General features: G+C 58.3%; 15 protein-coding genes. 12 read left to right on the top strand and 3 right to left on the bottom strand.

Annotation, left to right across the window (positions count from 1 at the left end; genetic code table 11):
* The first annotated feature begins 5 nt into the window (after nucleotides 1–5).
* The 7 genes from HX783_RS03885 (at nucleotide 6) to HX783_RS03855 (ending at nucleotide 7,536) form a co-directional block, all read left to right on the top strand.
* Nucleotides 6–863, top strand: coding sequence for an SDR family oxidoreductase (locus tag HX783_RS03885; protein WP_177016029.1), 858 nt, complete (start codon nucleotides 6–8; stop codon nucleotides 861–863).
* Nucleotides 864–875: 12 nt separating this feature from the next.
* On the top strand, nucleotides 876–1,886 hold the full coding sequence (locus HX783_RS03880; RefSeq protein ID WP_177016028.1) for a polysaccharide biosynthesis protein: 1,011 nt from the start codon (nucleotides 876–878) through the stop codon (nucleotides 1,884–1,886).
* Nucleotides 1,879–3,006: a non-hydrolyzing UDP-N-acetylglucosamine 2-epimerase gene (gene wecB, locus HX783_RS03875; protein ID WP_159954974.1), complete on the top strand. Its 1,128-nt coding sequence runs from the start codon at nucleotides 1,879–1,881 to the stop codon at nucleotides 3,004–3,006. Before HX783_RS03880 ends, wecB begins: the two co-directional genes overlap by 8 nt.
* Before the next feature lie 14 nt (nucleotides 3,007–3,020).
* A complete protein-coding gene (locus HX783_RS03870) occupies nucleotides 3,021–3,980 on the top strand; it encodes an SDR family oxidoreductase (RefSeq protein ID WP_177016027.1) in 960 nt (319 codons plus the stop codon).
* Complete coding sequence (locus HX783_RS03865) at nucleotides 3,977–4,990, top strand: glycosyltransferase family 4 protein (protein ID WP_177016026.1); 1,014 nt, start codon at nucleotides 3,977–3,979, stop codon at nucleotides 4,988–4,990. The genes HX783_RS03870 and HX783_RS03865 overlap by 4 nt, the downstream gene beginning before the upstream one ends.
* A gap of 108 nt (nucleotides 4,991–5,098) precedes the next feature.
* The gene (locus tag HX783_RS03860; protein ID WP_177016025.1) at nucleotides 5,099–7,093 is read left to right on the top strand and encodes a nucleoside-diphosphate sugar epimerase/dehydratase; all 1,995 of its coding nucleotides are present in this window, start codon (nucleotides 5,099–5,101) and stop codon (nucleotides 7,091–7,093) included.
* 110 nt (nucleotides 7,094–7,203) lie between these two features.
* The gene (locus HX783_RS03855) at nucleotides 7,204–7,536 is read left to right on the top strand and encodes a helix-hairpin-helix domain-containing protein (protein ID WP_159954978.1); all 333 of its coding nucleotides are present in this window, start codon (nucleotides 7,204–7,206) and stop codon (nucleotides 7,534–7,536) included.
* Between the two features lie 27 nt (nucleotides 7,537–7,563).
* Here HX783_RS03855 and HX783_RS03850 read toward each other — a convergent pair whose 3' ends face one another.
* A complete protein-coding gene (locus HX783_RS03850; protein ID WP_177016024.1) occupies nucleotides 7,564–8,142 on the bottom strand; it encodes a TetR/AcrR family transcriptional regulator in 579 nt (192 codons plus the stop codon).
* Between the two features lie 131 nt (nucleotides 8,143–8,273).
* Here HX783_RS03850 and HX783_RS03845 point away from each other — a divergent pair, with 131 nt between their 5' ends.
* Both HX783_RS03845 and HX783_RS03840 read left to right on the top strand, forming a co-directional pair.
* On the top strand, nucleotides 8,274–8,918 hold the full coding sequence (locus tag HX783_RS03845; protein ID WP_177016023.1) for a GntR family transcriptional regulator: 645 nt from the start codon (nucleotides 8,274–8,276) through the stop codon (nucleotides 8,916–8,918).
* A 14-nt stretch (nucleotides 8,919–8,932) separates the two neighbouring features.
* A complete protein-coding gene (locus tag HX783_RS03840) occupies nucleotides 8,933–9,781 on the top strand; it encodes a DUF1989 domain-containing protein (RefSeq protein WP_177016022.1) in 849 nt (282 codons plus the stop codon).
* Between the two features lie 7 nt (nucleotides 9,782–9,788).
* On the opposite strand, the gene HX783_RS03835 is transcribed toward HX783_RS03840, so the two are convergent.
* Complete coding sequence (locus HX783_RS03835; RefSeq protein WP_083359476.1) at nucleotides 9,789–9,956, bottom strand: DUF2897 family protein; 168 nt, start codon at nucleotides 9,954–9,956, stop codon at nucleotides 9,789–9,791.
* A gap of 110 nt (nucleotides 9,957–10,066) precedes the next feature.
* Nucleotides 10,067–11,431 carry an ethanolamine permease gene (gene eat, locus HX783_RS03830; RefSeq protein ID WP_177016021.1) on the bottom strand — a complete coding sequence of 455 codons (1,365 nt, stop codon included), beginning with the start codon at nucleotides 11,429–11,431 and terminating at the stop codon, nucleotides 10,067–10,069.
* A 412-nt stretch (nucleotides 11,432–11,843) separates the two neighbouring features.
* Between eat and kdpF the strand changes: the two genes are divergently transcribed.
* From kdpF to kdpB, 3 genes are read left to right on the top strand one after another with little or no spacing between them, the layout of a single operon-like run.
* Complete coding sequence (kdpF, locus tag HX783_RS03825) at nucleotides 11,844–11,933, top strand: K(+)-transporting ATPase subunit F (RefSeq protein ID WP_003218754.1); 90 nt, start codon at nucleotides 11,844–11,846, stop codon at nucleotides 11,931–11,933.
* A 9-nt stretch (nucleotides 11,934–11,942) separates the two neighbouring features.
* Nucleotides 11,943–13,637: a potassium-transporting ATPase subunit KdpA gene (gene kdpA, locus HX783_RS03820; protein WP_177016020.1), complete on the top strand. Its 1,695-nt coding sequence runs from the start codon at nucleotides 11,943–11,945 to the stop codon at nucleotides 13,635–13,637.
* Between the two features lie 11 nt (nucleotides 13,638–13,648).
* Complete coding sequence (gene kdpB, locus HX783_RS03815) at nucleotides 13,649–15,706, top strand: potassium-transporting ATPase subunit KdpB (protein WP_177016019.1); 2,058 nt, start codon at nucleotides 13,649–13,651, stop codon at nucleotides 15,704–15,706.
* Nucleotides 15,707–15,742 lie beyond the last annotated feature (36 nt).

Raw genomic sequence — 15,742 nt, 5'->3', positions numbered from 1 at the left:
AAACCATGAAAATATTAGTGTTGGGCGTGACGGGAATGCTTGGTAGTGCGGTGTTCAAGTATCTTTCCAATCACACATCACATAGTGTTTTCGGCACTATGCGTGGGCAAAGCGGGGCAGCGTATTTTGAGGAAAAGCATCGGGGCAGCTTTTATTCAAATGTTGACGTTCTGGATTACGAGTCGCTGGTCTCGGTGTTTGAAGACAATCGTCCGGACGTGGTGATCAACTGCGTCGGCTTGATCAAGCAATTAGCCCACGCCAATGATCCGCTGTCGACGTTGCCGCTCAACTCGATGTTGCCCCATCGGTTGTCCAAATTATGCAAGCTGGCCAACGCGCGGCTGATTCATATCAGTACCGATTGTGTATTTACCGGCTCGAAGGGCATGTACCTCGAGTCGGATATTTCCGATGCGGTCGACTTGTATGGAAAGTCCAAGTTTATTGGCGAGTTGAATGATCAGCCTCACGCGATCACCTTGCGCACCTCTATCATCGGCCATGAGTTAGCGAGCACCGCGTCTCTGGTTGATTGGTTTCTGTCCCAGGAAGGGTCGGTAAAGGGGTTCACGAAAGCTATTTTTTCGGGCGTGCCTACTGCAGAACTGGCGCGCATCATTGTTGAGTATGTGCTGCCGAACGAGCAGTTGTTCGGCCTCTATCACGTCTCGGTTAACCCTATTGATAAGTTCACGCTGCTGAATGAAATCGCCAAGGTCTATCAAAAGGAAATTGATATTATTCCCGATGATAAATTGGCGATTGATCGTTCCCTTGACTCGACACGCTTCCGTGAGGCCGTGGGTTACATTCCACCGTCATGGCCGGACTTGATTCAGTTTATGCGTGCACAGCGATAGTTAGGAGTTTGTATGTTTGATAATAAAGTATTGATGATCACCGGCGGCACCGGTTCTTTTGGTAATACCGTGCTGAAGCGCTTTCTCGACACGCAAGTCAAAGAAATTCGTGTGTTCAGTCGCGATGAGAAAAAACAGGAAGATATGCGCATTGCGCTCGGCAATGACAAAGTCAAATTCTATATTGGTGATGTGCGCGATTACGCCAGCATTTCCCAAGCCATGGTCGGTGTGAACTATATCTTTCACGCGGCGGCACTCAAGCAGGTGCCGTCGTGTGAGTTCTACCCGATGGAAGCGGTTAAAACCAACGTTCTGGGTACGGAAAATGTGCTGAATGCAGCCATTGCCAACAACGTAGAACGTGTCGTGGTGTTGAGCACCGACAAAGCGGTATACCCGATCAATGCCATGGGGATTTCCAAGGCCATGGCGGAAAAGTTGGTGGTGGCCAAATCCCGGATGATCCCGCAAGGCGGCCCGGTTATTTGCTCCACGCGGTACGGTAATGTGATGGCTTCGCGGGGCTCGGTGATCCCGTTGTTCATCAATCAATTGAAACAGGGCGGTGAACTCACGGTGACCGACCCGAATATGACCCGCTTCCTGATGTCGCTGGAAGACTCCGTTGACCTGGTGCTGCATGCATTCGAATTCGCCCAGCAGGGTGATATTTTCGTGCAAAAAGCACCGGCGTCGACCGTGGCGGATCTGGCGCAGGCACTCAAGGAACTCTTCAACCGCTTCAACGCAATTAAAGTCATCGGCACGCGTCATGGCGAGAAGCTCTACGAGTCGCTGATTTCTCGCGAAGAGATGGCCAAGTCCGAAGACATGGGCCGCTACTACCGTATTCCGGCGGACAACCGCGACCTGAACTATGAAAAGTATTTTGTCGAAGGTGAAACGCATATCTCCGAGCTGGATGATTACACCTCGCATAACACCGAGCGCCTGGACGTCGAGGGCGTTAAAGCGCTGCTGTTGAAGTTGGAGTTTATCCAGGAGCAGCTCAATGCTTAAGGTTATGACGCTGGTCGGCACGCGCCCGGAACTCATCAAGATGAGCCGCGTGATCGCTGAGCTCGATAAGCAAACTCATCATATTCTGGTTCACTCGGGGCAGAATTATGACTATGAGCTTAATCAGGTCTTCTTTGACGACTTGGACATTCGCAAACCCGATCATTTCCTGGGCGCCGTCGGCGACACTGCAGCGCAGACAATTGCACAGGTCATCGCCAAATCCGACGAGCTTTTCGAATTGGAAAAGCCGGATGCCTTGCTGCTTTACGGTGATACGAATACTTGCCTGGCGGTCATTTCCGCCAAGCGGCGCAAAATCCCGGTTTTCCATATGGAAGCGGGAAATCGCTGTTTTGATCAGCGTGTGCCTGAAGAGCTCAATCGCAAGGTGCTTGACCATTTGAGCGACATCAATATGGTGCTGACCGAGCATGCTCGTCGTTATCTGCTTGATGAAGGCGTGCGTCCTGAAACAATCATCAAGACCGGCTCGCATATGGCGGAAGTCTTGGATCACTACATGCCGAAGATTCAAGCCTCGGATGTTCTCGCACGGGAAGGCCTGGCAGCAGGGGAGTATTTTGTTGTCAGCGCGCACCGCGAGGAAAACGTTGATACGCCCGACAACCTGAGAGACTTGCTGGCATCGCTGAAGGCCTTGGTCGACAAATACCAATACCCGGTCATCGTGTCGACTCACCCGCGCACCCGTAAACGTCTCGAGGCACTGGGCGAGTCGCTGGATCATCCTTTGATTCGCTTTGTTAAACCGTTTGGCCTTCTTGACTACATCAAATTGCAGATGGAAGCGTTTTGCGTGCTGTCCGACAGCGGCACTATCACCGAAGAGGCTTCGCTGCTGAACCTGCCTGCGGTCACCATCAGGAACGCGCATGAGCGCCCGGAGGGGATGGATGAAGGCACGCTGATCATGTGCGGGCTGAAAGCTGAGCGCGTGCTTGATGCGGTGCGTGTCGTCACGACTCAACACGTGCGTGGCGAGCGGGTAATGTCGGTGGTCGGTGATTATCTTGGCGGTGCCGTCTCCAAGAAAGTCGTGCGTATTGTGCACAGCTACACCGATTACATTAACCGCACCGTCTGGTCCAAATCGTAAGCAAGGAGCTTTGCGTGCACATATTCGTGACTGGGGCTTCGGGATTCGTAGGAAGCCGGTTGGTCCAAGTGTCAGCCGCCCGCAATGATGTTCGCGTCACTGTTGCAGCAAGAGGCAGCCGCTTTACCTGTGCAACGGCTACGCGCGTGGTTCGATTCGATGACCTCTCGACTGCAGACTTTTCGGCTGGACTTGCCGGCGTGGACGCGGTGGTTCACTGCGCCGCTCGCGTGCACGTGATGAACGAGCTGGACGCAGACCCACTACAGGCCTTCCGCCATGTCAACGTCGAGGGCACGCTTAACCTGGCTCGCCAGGCCGCAGCGGCCGGGGTGCGCCGATTTGTGTTTCTCAGCTCGATCAAGGTCAACGGCGAAGGCACAGAGCCCGGCGTACCGTTCACAGCGGATCAGCCAGCCAACCCCGCAGATCCTTACGGCGTTTCAAAGATGGAAGCCGAGCAGGGCCTTCGGGAACTGGCCGTGGCCACCGGTATGGAAGTGGTGATCATTCGGCCCGTACTTGTTTATGGGCCAGGGGTAAAAGCCAATTTCCTCAGCATGATGCGTTGGTTGCACAAAGGTGTACCGTTGCCTTTCGGTGCCATTCATAACGCTCGTAGCCTTGTGGCCCTGGACAACTTGGTTGACCTGGCCCTCCTGTGCACGAGCCACCCAGCCGCCGCCAATCAGACCTTTATGGTCAGCGATGGCGAAGATTTGTCGACCACCGTCCTGCTACGCAAGATGGCGTCAGCGTTGGGCAAGCCGGCACGTCTTCTGCCTGCCCCGGCGGTTTTGCTGAGCGCTGCTGCAAGGCTGCTGGGCAAGCGCAGCCTTTCTCAACGTTTGTGTGGCTCATTGCAGGTCGATATCGCCAAGACGCGCGCTGTTTTGGATTGGACGCCGCCGCTGTCAGTGGACCAGGCGCTGAAAGTGACCGCCTCCGATTACATGGAAAATGAAAAGACATGAGTGAGTGGTGGATCGTTCTTGCTGTTGCATTGATTTCATTTTTGATGACTGCTGTATTAAGACGCTATGCGCTTTCGCGCAGCATAATTGACATCCCGAATGCACGCAGTTCCCATTCGGTGCCTACCCCGCGAGGCGGTGGTGTGGCGATTGTCCTGGCGTTTCTGGTGATGATCCCTGTGTTGGGGTGGCTGGGGCTGGTGGGTGGCGACATGTTGATCGCAGTGGGAGGCGCGGGTGCGCTGGTGGCCGTCCTGGGTTTTATGGACGATCATGGTCATATTGCTGCCCGCTGGCGCCTGGCAGGTCATTTTGCAGCGGCGGCATGGGCGTTGTTCTGGATGAACGGGCTTGCGCCGCTGACGGTGTTTGGCTGGGACCTGCACCTGGGGCTGATCGGCAATATCCTGGCTGCGATCTATCTGGTCTGGATGCTCAACCTCTACAATTTCATGGATGGAATTGATGGGATCGCCAGTGTTGAAGCGATTTGCGCCTGCCTTGGCGGCTGTCTGCTGTATGCGCTGAGTGGTCAGCAGGGCATGATCTGGCTGCCGCTGCTGTTGGCCGCGGCGGTAGGTGCGTTTCTGGTGTGGAATTTCCCGCCTGCCAAAATCTTCATGGGCGATGCCGGCAGTGGGTTCCTGGGCGTTGTCCTGGGCTGTTTCTCTATTCAGGCCGCCTGGGTTCACTCTTCTTTTTTCTGGGCGTGGTTGATTTTGCTGGGCATATTCGTGGTCGACGCTACGTTTACGCTTGTGCGCCGCCTGCTACGGGGCGATAAGGTCTACGAAGCGCATCGCAGTCATGCCTATCAGTTTGCTTCACGCAAGTTCGGTAAACACCTGCCGGTGACGTTGGCAGTGGCGGCCATTAACCTCGTTTGGTTATTGCCCATTGCACTCGGTGTGGTTCTGTATGGATGGGATGGAGCGTGGGCACTGGTTCTCGCATACGTGCCGCTGATCCTCCTGGCAATCAAGTTTCACGCCGGCGAGCTTGAGCGGTAACGGTGGCAACTGAGTCGCACGTGCAGCCAGCCTTAAAGCCTTCAGAGGGTTCATGGATGGCCTTACAAAGGCAAAGTAATAGGATGTTAAGAGGTGTTTGAAACCGCTATGGATAAGTTACGGGCCTATTTGGTCGCTTTGCCCAGACGAAAAAAACGACTGATTCAGGTCGGCACGGATGTGTTTGTCGTTTGGGCTGCCTTGTGGCTTGCGTTCGTTGTACGCCTGGGCATCGATGAATTGGTCAACCCGGTTCGTCTTCACCTCTGGTTGTTCATCGCCGCTCCAGTGATTGCCATTCCGCTGTTCATCCGCTTCGGCATGTACCGGGCAGTGATGCGCTACTTCGGCAACGACGCATTGATCGCGATTATCAAGGCGGTCAGCTTGTCCTCGCTCATCCTTGGCGTGGTGGTTTACTGGTACAGCAACCATCAAAATGTGGTGCCGCGCTCCATTATCTTCAACTACTGGTGGCTCAGCCTGATCATGGTGGGCGGCGTGCGGTTGGCCATGCGCCAATATTTTATGGGTGACTGGTTCTCCGCGGCACAACATGTGCCGTTTACCAACCGCGAGGATGGCCTGCCGCGTGTCGCCATCTACGGCGCAGGTTCTGCCGGCAATCAGCTGGTAGCGGCCTTGCGAATGGGCCGTGTCATGCGGCCGGTGGCATTTATTGACGATGATTCAAGTATTTCCGAGCGCGTGATTTCCGGGCTGCAAGTGTATAAGCCCAAGCACATCCAACGCATGATCGACGCGACGGGCGCGCAGGAAATATTGCTGGCGATTCCTTCCTCCAACCGCGGGCGTCGCCGTGAGATCCTCGGGTTTCTTGAAGGTTTCCCTCTGCATGTGCGCAGTGTTCCCGGGTTCATGGACCTGGCCAGTGGCAGGGTGAAGGTCGACGATATCCAGGAAGTCGATATTGCAGACCTTTTGGGTCGGGACACGGTGCCTGCCCAGCACGAATTGCTCGAACGCTGTATCAAAGGGCAGAACGTCATGGTAACGGGGGCGGGCGGCTCAATTGGTTCAGAACTGTGCCGGCAGATCCTGACACTGCGCCCGACATCGTTGCTGCTGTTCGAACACAGTGAGTTCAATCTATACAGCATCCTGTGCGAGCTGGAAGAGCGTATAAATCGCGAGTCGTTACCGGTCAAAATCTTGCCCATCCTGGGTTCGGTGCGTAATCAATCCAAGTTGCTGGATGTGATGAAAGCCTGGCACGTCAGCACGGTTTATCACGCTGCCGCGTACAAACACGTGCCGATGGTAGAGCACAACATCGCCGAAGGTGTGTTGAATAATGTCATGGGCACACTGAACACTGCGCAAGCTGCATTGCAGGCAGGCGTGGCCAATTTCGTGCTGATCTCTACCGACAAGGCGGTGCGCCCGACCAATGTCATGGGCAGTACCAAACGCCTCGCCGAATTGACCCTGCAAGCCCTTAGCCGCGAGGTAGCCCCGGTATTGTTTGGCGACAAATCGAACGTCTCGCGTGTTAACAAGACCCGCTTCACCATGGTGCGTTTCGGCAATGTACTCGGCTCCTCCGGTTCGGTGATTCCGCTGTTTCATAAGCAAATCAAGTCGGGTGGCCCGGTGACGGTCACTCACCCGAAGATAACCCGCTACTTCATGACCATCCCGGAAGCTGCGCAGCTGGTGATTCAGGCCGGTTCAATGGGCCTGGGCGGTGACGTATTCGTGCTGGACATGGGCGAGCCGGTGAAGATCGTCGAACTCGCGGAGAAGATGATTCACTTGTCTGGCCTGAGTGTGCGCTCGGATAAAAACCCGCATGGCGATATCGCCATCGAGTTTTCAGGCCTGCGCCCTGGTGAAAAGCTTTACGAAGAGTTACTCATTGGCGACAACGTAGTTGCCACTCAGCACCCGATGATCATGAGTGCCAATGAAGACCATCTGGCCTGGGATCTGCTCAAGGTCAAGTTGAACGAACTGCTGGGGGCCGTGGATCAGGACGATTATTCCCGCGTTCGACAGTTGCTGCGCGACACCGTAAGTGGCTACTCGCCGGACGGTGAAATCGTCGATCTGATTTTCCAGCAGCGCCGTTTGGAGCCTTAAACTCACACTCTGTAACCCCTGCGTTTTTGACTCCTTCCAGACATCGCCTAAGTTTGAAAAGCAGCTTCGGAAAGCTGCTTTTCTTCTACCGATGTCATGGAGCGTCACCAATGCAAAACACTTACATCTCTTCCCTGATCTTTGCCTTCCTCACCACGTTCTCAGTTGCCGCCAACGCAGCGCCCTCTATCAAACCCGAAGCCCCAACCCCCATCGCCGCGCAGATGAACAAGGCCGAGCAATCCGCCAAGGTCAACCTGAACGCCGCCGACGCGGAAACCCTGCGTCGCGACCTCTTCGGCATCGGCGCGGCCAAAGCCAAGGCGATCATCGCTTATCGCGAAAGCAATGGCCCGTTCACGGCAGTGGATGAGTTGTTGGAAGTTAAAGGCATCGGCAAGGCGTTGCTGGAGAAGAACCGCGACAGGCTGGCGATCAATTGAGGATGTGAACGTTGCCAGGGAGGCCGGTCATTGACCGGCCTTTTCAGCCTCTGCAACCTGCGCCTTCAAACTGGCGCGTACCACGTCCAGGATGCGCGTCGCCAACTGCGTACTTTCGACACTGCGGGCCAGTACCAGCGCGCCCACCAGCGTCGACATCAACACCAGGCTTTGTTCATCGGCATTCGCGCTGCCAAGCGCCGCCTCGACTTGTTTCAACCGAGCCCCAAGTACCGCATCCGTGGTCGGACTATGCTGGCCTCTGAGGCCAAGTTCCGAAGACATGGTCGTTAGCGGGCAGCCCTGATCCGGCGAGGTCTGGTGCCATTCAGACAGGTAGCTGTCGATAAACGCATCCAGCGGCCGTTCCTGGCTGAACAGCATTTCGCAATGTGCATCCAGTTCTGCAGCGGCTGCCTGCAGGGCTTTTTCCACCAACTCGTGTTTGGATTTGAAATGGGCATAAAACCCGCCGTGCGTCAGGTCCAGCGCTTTCATCAACGGCTGCAGACCAGTGGCGCCAATGCCGTCGCGGCGAAAGCGCACCGAGGCTTCCTTGATGATGCGTTGGTGAGTCTGGGCTTTATGGTCTGACGAATAACGCATAGGACTGCCTCGTGAACATGCGCGCATTTTAACGGGTAACGCTGTTTTAAACATCCCGAGAAGCTCAACCGCGTTGGCATGAAAAGTGATTACATCTTGCCCAGTGATTGTTCAACAATCGTGAGGTGGTCATGACGCTCAGCTTGTCTTTAGCCGATCAGATAGCGCTTGAATTGCGTGCCGACATCATTGGCGGGCGGCTGTTACCTGGAATGGCGTTGGTCGAGGCGGACCTGGTCAAGGCCTACAACGCCTCGCGCAATACCATCCGCGAGGCCTTGCATCGTTTGGGGCAGGAGGGGCTTACACGCTACGTGCGCAACAAAGGTGTGATGGTGCGGCGGTTGGAGCGAGACGAGGTGCGTGATCTGTTCGTCGTGCGGCGTATCCTCGAATTGCAGGCCATCACCCAGAGCGGCGCGCTCACCCACGCTCAGGCCGAGCACATGCAAAACGCCATTGAGGCCACCACGCTGGCCCGCGACCGTGAAGACTGGCGCGCCGTGGCGACGCACAGCCTGGTGTTTCACCAGCAGATTGTCGGCCTGATGCGCAGCCCATTGTTCGATGAGTTCTTCGCCCAGGTCATTGCCCAACTGCGCCTGGTGTTTTGCTCCGCCATTGATGAGCAACGCTTCCAGTCGCCCTGGTTGGAGCGAGACCGCGAGATTTACGCGTTATTGGTTCAAGGGGACAAACCGGCGGCGGGTCAAGCGATGAGCTTGTACCTGGATGATTCGGAGCGCCTGACATTGGCCCTGTTTACTCAACCCTGATCGAGGATCGCAGCATGTACAAAGACTATCCGGCCGCTTACCAGGTCAGTAAAGGTTCGGCCCTGCAGGTCGACACGGCGTTCTACGAGCGCATTCGTGACAGGGCGGACAAACGCACGTTGGTCGAGCAGTTCGAAGTGCCGATTCGCACGGGCAGGGCATGGAAAGTGCCGGCCGGGCATGTGTTCCGTGTCACCACGCCGGTGGGGCCGCAGGTCGGCGACTTTAATGTATGGAACGCCAACGACCCGCGTGAACGCTTGTGGGCGGCGCGCACCCGGCAGTTGCAGGGCGCGCATGTCAGCACCCATGACCGGCTGTGGTCGAACCTGCCGTTTCTGCGGCCTTTGGTCACCATCACCGATGACAGCCTGGCCAGCTACGGCATCGATAAACATGGCGGGCGCCTGCATGATTTGCTTGGCACGCGTTGCGACCCGTATGTGAACCGCATGCTCACCGGCGAAGACTTTCACCACCATTGCCATTCAAACCTGACACGCGCTGTACTGCCCCATGGCCTGACCGAATTTGATGTACATGACGTGTTGAATATCTTCCAGTGTACGGGCCTCAACCACGATGACATGTACTTCATGAAAGCCTGCCCGGCGCAGAAGGGCGACTACCTGGAGTTTTTTGCCGAAATTGATTTGCTCTGCGCGCTGTCGACGTGCCCCGGCGGGGATCTGTCGCTGCCGATGTGGGGGCCGGACGCGCAAGACCCGCTGACGGTATGTCGCCCGCTGGGTGTGGAGATTTATCGGTTGGAGGATGAGTTGCTCAAGGGCTGGAGCCAACCCGAGCGTGCGGCCTATAAAGGCCAGCACGGGTTGCATATCGCCAAGGCGGCGTGGGAGTAGGGCAGGTTCAGCGGTCCTGGGCGTCCTTTGAGTCCGCTTGGGCGTTGCGCTCGGCCACGCGTTTGCGTTGTTCGTCGGTGAGTTCCACCTTGTTGGCGCTGTCACGCAGCATCAATAAACCACCGACGATCGAACCGATCGCGACCACTAAAATCAACCAGGCATACCACGGCATAGGGCTCTCCTTGAGGCAGCAAACCGTGGGGAAATTTCCCACGGTAATAGCTGCTTTGAGTAACGGGCTTTCTTAGTAGTTCATTGTAGGCCCGTTCTGCTCCAGTAGCCTCACAGCCCGGTTAACATCGCATCCGCCGGTGCATCGGCGCGGTCCTGTGCGGTCAGTTGGAAGTACACAAACCCCACCACCATGAAGCCCAGGAAAATCAGCCCGATCAGCGCGTTGAACCAGGCCATGGCCACCAGGCACACCAGCGCCAGTACCAGCGCAATGCCCGGCACAATCGGGTAGCCCGGTGCACGGAAGGTACGCTCCAGCAGCGGTTCGGTCTTACGCAGCTTGAACAGGCTGAGCATGCTCATGATGTACATCACGATGGCCCCGAACACTGCCATGGTGATCATCGCCGCCGTCAGTGTCATGCCGCCCAGGTTGATCAGACCGTCGCTGTAGATGGCCGCGATACCGACCACGCCGCCTGCGATGATTGCCCGGTGCGGTGTCTGAAAGCGCGACAGTTTGGCCAGGAAAGACGGCAGGTAACCGGCGCGGGCCAGGGCGAAGAATTGGCGCGAGTAACCGAGAATGATGCCGTGGAAGCTCGCCACCAGGCCGAACAGGCCGATCCACACCAGCATGTGCAGCCAGCCGGAGCTGTCGCCCACCACGGTTTTCATGGCTTGCGGCAACGGGTCATTGATATTCGACAGGGTGCGCCAGTCGCCCACGCCGCCGGCGAAGAACATCACGCCCATGGCCAGGATTACCAGCGTCAGGATGCCGCTGATGTAGGCTTTTGGAATGGTGCGTTTAGGGTCTTTTGCCTCCTCGGCCGCCATGGCCGCGCCTTCGATGGCGAGGAAGAACCAGATGGCAAAGGGAATGGCGGCGAACATCCCGGCAATGGCCGGGGCGCTGAAGGTGTCAGAACCGGCCCAGCCATTCAGGGCAAAATTGCTGAAGCTGAACGCAGGTGCAACCACGCCCATGAACACCAGCAACTCGGCGACGGCCAGCACGCACACCACCAGTTCGAAGGTGGCGGCGAGCTTCACGCCGAGAATATTCAAGCCCATGAACACGATGTAGGCGCCGACCGCCGCGTGTTTGGGGTCGAGGGCGGGAAACTGCACATTCAGATAGGCGCCGATAGCCAAGGCAATGGCGGGCGGGGCGAAGACGAATTCGATCAATGTGGCGAGGCCGGCGATCAGGCCGCCTTTTTCCCCGAAGGCGCGACGGCTGTAGGCAAACGGTCCGCCTGCGTGGGGAATCGCCGTCGTCAGCTCGGTGAAACTGAAGATAAAGCAGGTGTACATGGCGGCGACCATCAGCGAGGTCACCAGAAAGCCCAACGTACCGGCCACGCCCCAGCCGTAGCTCCAGCCGAAGTATTCGCCGGAAATCACCAGCCCCACGGCAATGCCCCACAAGTGCAGAGTGCCCAAGGTGGGTTTGAGTTGTGTGTTCATCGTGTTGCGCTCCCTGAACGGTTTGGAATGATTCAGGGTGTTGCAGCGGCCATGCCATTGACCAAAGCCTTGTCGTAAAGGCGCCGAACTGTCGCCGAGGGGATGGTTTTGCGTTTGAATGTTGTCAGCGTTGCACCAAAGTAATGCGGCGGTGCCAGGTCTGGCGCTTTCGCGAGCAAGCCCGCTCCCACATTGCCCCCCGTTTTAGCAGGATATACGCGGTCGAATGTGGGAGCGGGCTTGCTCGCGAAGAGGCCCGCCCAAACACTAAAAATCCCCCTGTAAACCCCGCATAAACCCACTCTTTACGCCGTCTTTACGCCCGGCCCCCACCGTCGCTCTCGTTCCTTTACGCCACTCCTGCGGACAATTGCCCCACACGCGGCAATCGCCGCAAAACGGAGAGACTTCCATGAGCGTTCTGGACGGGGTGTCACTGCTATTGGCCGTGGCGCTGTTCATTTATCTGCTGGTTGCGCTGTTACGCGCGGATCGGAACTAGGAGCAGGCTATGCACAGTTATGACTATTGGCTGATCATCGCCTTCTTTGCCGTGGTGCTGGTGCCGGCGCCGTTCCTGGGGCGGTTCTACTACAAGGTGATGGAAGGCCAGCGCACCTGGCTCACGCCGGTGCTGGGCCCTGTCGAGCGCGCGTGTTATCGCTTGTCGGGCGTGGATGATCATCAGGAACAGAGCTGGCAGAAGTACACGCTGGCGCTGCTGGCGTTCAACCTGGCGGGTTTTGTGTTGCTGTTCGCGATCCTGCTGTTCCAGGACTATCTCCCACTGAACCCGCAGAAATTGCCGGGGCAGGAATGGACCTTGGCCTTCAACACCGCGGTCAGTTTCATGACCAACACCAACTGGCAGAACTACAGCGGTGAAGCCTCTCTGAGCTACCTCAGCCAGATGGTCGGCCTGACCGTGCAGAACTTCGTCAGCGCCGCGACTGGCTTGGCGGTACTGGTTGCGCTCTGCCGTGGCATCGGGCGCAAATCCACCAAGACCTTGGGCAACTTCTGGGTCGACATGACCCGCGCCACCCTCTACGGCCTGTTGCCGTTGTGCCTGGTGTTCGCGTTGTTCCTGGTGTGGCAGGGCGTGCCGCAAACCTTCGCTCACTATGTAAACGCCGTGACCCTGCAAGGCGTTGACCAGGTGATCCCACTCGGCCCGGCAGCCAGCCAGATTGCGATCAAGCAACTGGGCACCAACGGCGGCGGCTTCTTCGGCGTCAACTCGGCGCACCCGTTTGAAGACCCGACCGCGTGGGCCAACCTGTTCGAGCTGGGCGCGATCATCCTGATCCCGGTGGCGCTGGTGTTCACCTTCGGCCATTACGTGAAAGACCTGCGTCAGAGCCGCGCGATCCTCGGCTGCATGCTGGCCCTGTTCCTGATCGGCGGCGCGACCTCGTTGTGGGCCGAATACCAGCCCAACCCGACCCTGAACAACCCGGCCGTTGAGCAAACCGCACCGCTGGAAGGTAAAGAAGCACGCTTCGGCACCACCGGCACCGTGTTGTGGTCGGTGGCCACTACCGCTGCGTCCAACGGTTCGGTCAATGGCATGCAAGACAGCCTTAACCCGCTGAGCGGGATGGTGGCACTGATCAACATGATGGTCGGCGAAGTGATCTTCGGCGGCGTCGGCGCCGGCATGTACGGCATGTTGCTCAACGTGTTGATCGCGGTGTTCCTCGCTGGGTTGATGATCGGCCGCACGCCGGAATACCTCGGCAAGAAGCTGCAGGCCAAGGAAGTGCAATTGCTGGTGGTGACCCTGCTGGTAATGCCGATCGGCACGCTGGTGCTGGGCGCCATCGCCGCCAGCCTGCCTGGCCCGGCCGGCGCCATCAGTAACCCTGGCCCGCACGGTTTCAGCCAGTTGCTGTACGCCTACACCTCGGCCAGTGCCAACAACGGTTCGGCGTTCGGCGGCTTCAGTGCCAACACCGCGTTCCACAACCTGATGTTGAGCCTGTCGATGTTGCTTGGCCGCTTCGGCTACATCCTCCCGGTACTGGCCCTGGCCGGCAGCCTGGCGATGAAGAAGACCGCACCGATTGGCCAGAACAGCTTCCCGACCCATGGCCCGCTGTTCGTGACCCTGTTGACCGTGACCATTTTGCTGGTGGGCGGCCTGACCTTCCTGCCGACACTGGCGCTGGGCCCAATTGCTGAACATCTGAGTATGGGCTTCTGAGGGATATGAAAATGAATATGCCTGCAAAAAATGCGGCCCCGGTCCAAACCCAGGAGCCCGCCAAAACCGCCATCTCTGCCTTGTGGCGCCCGGCGCTGGGCCAGGCGTTCGTCAAGCTCGACCCGCGCCAGCTGCAACGCTCGCCGGTGATGCTGGTGGTCGAACTGACCGCCATCCTCACCACCGTGTTGTGCTTTGTGCCCGACACCAACGTACCGACCTTCGTCGCCGTGCAAATCGCCGTGTGGTTGTGGTTCACCGTGCTGTTCGCCAACTTCGCCGAAGCCTTGGCCGAAGGTCGCGGCAAGGCCCGCGCCGACAGCCTCAAGGCCGGCAGCGAAGGCCTCAGTGCACGTCGCAAAGAGGCCGACGGCAGCTTCAAGGTCGTGCCGGCCACCAGCCTGCGCAAAGGCGACGTGGTGCGTGTTGCCGCCGGGGAAATGATCCCCGGCGACGGCGAGGTCATCGAAGGCATCGCGGCAGTTAACGAAGCGGCGATCACCGGTGAATCCGCGCCGGTGATCCGCGAATCCGGTGGCGACCGTTCTGCCGTCACCGGCAACACCCGCCTGGTGTCGGACTGGCTGCTGATCCGCATCACCGTCAACCCCGGCGAGTCGACGCTGGACCGCATGATCGCACTGGTGGAAGGCGCCAAACGCCAGAAAACCCCCAACGAAGTCGCGCTGGATATCCTGCTGATTGGCCTGACGCTGATCTTCCTGCTCGTGGTGGTCACCCTGCAGCCATTCGCCCACTTCGCCAATGGCAGCTTGCCGCTGGTGTTCCTGGTCGCACTGCTGGTGACGCTGATTCCTACCACTATCGGCGGCTTGTTGTCGGCCATCGGTATCGCCGGCATGGACCGTCTGGTGCGCCTCAACGTGATCGCCAAATCCGGGCGTGCGGTGGAAGCGGCGGGTGACGTGCATGTGTTGCTGTTGGATAAAACCGGCACCATCACTTTCGGTAACCGTCGCTGTGCCGCAGTGATCGCCGCGCCGGGTGTCAGTGGCCGTGATTTGGCCGAAGGCGCGCTGCTGGCCTCGCTGGCGGACGACACGGCGGAAGGTAAATCCATCGTCGAATACCTGCGTGCCTTGCACCCACAGGCCGAGCCGACCCTGGACCAACTGACCTCGGTGCCGTTCAGCGCTGAAACGCGTTTGTCCGGCGTCGACTACCAAGGCCGTGTGTTCCGCAAAGGCGCCGTGGATTCGCTGCTGGCGTTTATCGGTCAACAACGTCGCGACCTGCAACCGGCACTCTCGCGGGAAATCGACAAGATCGCCCAAAGCGGCGGCACACCGCTGCTGGTGTGCGCTGACGGCAAATTGCTCGGTGCGATCCATCTCAAAGACGTGGTCAAGCCCGGCATCCGCGAACGTTTCGCCGAGCTGCGCAAACTGGGGATTCGCACCGTGATGGTGACAGGCGACAACCCACTGACCGCCGCGGCGATTGCTGCCGAGGCGGGCGTGGATGACGTGCTGGCCGAAGCCACGCCGGAGAAAAAACTCGCGCGCATTCGGCATGAACAGAATGACGGTCGCCTGGTGGCAATGTGTGGCGACGGCGCCAACGACGCCCCGGCACTGGCCCAGGCCGACGTCGGCATGGCGATGAACGACGGCACCCAAGCCGCCCGCGAAGCCGCCAACATGGTCGACCTCGACAGCGACCCGACCAAGCTGCTGGACGTGGTGCAGATCGGCAAGGAACTGCTGGTCACGCGCGGCGCATTGACGACGTTCTCCATCGCCAACGACGTGGCCAAGTACTTCGCGATCCTGCCGGCGCTGTTCGCCTCGATCTACCCGCAACTGGGCGTGCTCAACGTGATGCACTTGCAGAGCCCGCAAAGCGCGATTCTCTCGGCCATCGTGTTTAACGCACTGATCATCGTGGTGCTGATTCCGCTGGCGCTGCGCGGTGTGCGCGTGCAGGCGGCGAGTGCGGCGGCATTGCTGCGGCGCAACCTGCTGATCTATGGGCTGGGCGGGATTCTGGTGCCGTTCGTGGGCATCAAGGCGATCGACATGCTGCTGACGGCGCTGCACCTGGTGTAACCCGGATCATTCCCACGCTCCGCGTGGGAATGCTGC

Source organism: Pseudomonas sp. D2002 (genome assembly GCF_013385735.1).
In the GTDB taxonomy this organism is placed as follows: Bacteria; Pseudomonadota; Gammaproteobacteria; order Pseudomonadales; family Pseudomonadaceae; genus Aquipseudomonas.
The sequence above is the reverse complement of the archived record's forward strand: the minus strand, read 5'-3'. Positions and strand labels throughout refer to the sequence as shown.

What these genes read in the sequence shown, in the direction of transcription:
- HX783_RS03885 (WP_177016029.1), top strand. Translation starts at nt 6, where the DNA reads ATGAAAATATTAGTGTTGGGCGTGACGGGAATGCTTGGTAGTGCGGTG.
- HX783_RS03880 (WP_177016028.1), top strand. Translation starts at nt 876, where the DNA reads ATGTTTGATAATAAAGTATTGATGATCACCGGCGGCACCGGTTCTTTT.
- wecB (WP_159954974.1), top strand. Translation starts at nt 1,879, where the DNA reads ATGCTTAAGGTTATGACGCTGGTCGGCACGCGCCCGGAACTCATCAAG.
- HX783_RS03865 (WP_177016026.1), top strand. Translation starts at nt 3,977, where the DNA reads ATGAGTGAGTGGTGGATCGTTCTTGCTGTTGCATTGATTTCATTTTTG.
- HX783_RS03860 (WP_177016025.1), top strand. Translation starts at nt 5,099, where the DNA reads ATGGATAAGTTACGGGCCTATTTGGTCGCTTTGCCCAGACGAAAAAAA.
- HX783_RS03855 (WP_159954978.1), top strand. Translation starts at nt 7,204, where the DNA reads ATGCAAAACACTTACATCTCTTCCCTGATCTTTGCCTTCCTCACCACG.
- HX783_RS03850 (WP_177016024.1), bottom strand. Translation starts at nt 8,142, where the DNA reads ATGCGTTATTCGTCAGACCATAAAGCCCAGACTCACCAACGCATCATC.
- HX783_RS03845 (WP_177016023.1), top strand. Translation starts at nt 8,274, where the DNA reads ATGACGCTCAGCTTGTCTTTAGCCGATCAGATAGCGCTTGAATTGCGT.
- HX783_RS03840 (WP_177016022.1), top strand. Translation starts at nt 8,933, where the DNA reads ATGTACAAAGACTATCCGGCCGCTTACCAGGTCAGTAAAGGTTCGGCC.
- HX783_RS03835 (WP_083359476.1), bottom strand. Translation starts at nt 9,956, where the DNA reads ATGCCGTGGTATGCCTGGTTGATTTTAGTGGTCGCGATCGGTTCGATC.
- eat (WP_177016021.1), bottom strand. Translation starts at nt 11,431, where the DNA reads ATGAACACACAACTCAAACCCACCTTGGGCACTCTGCACTTGTGGGGC.
- kdpF (WP_003218754.1), top strand. Translation starts at nt 11,844, where the DNA reads ATGAGCGTTCTGGACGGGGTGTCACTGCTATTGGCCGTGGCGCTGTTC.
- kdpA (WP_177016020.1), top strand. Translation starts at nt 11,943, where the DNA reads ATGCACAGTTATGACTATTGGCTGATCATCGCCTTCTTTGCCGTGGTG.
- kdpB (WP_177016019.1), top strand. Translation starts at nt 13,649, where the DNA reads ATGAATATGCCTGCAAAAAATGCGGCCCCGGTCCAAACCCAGGAGCCC.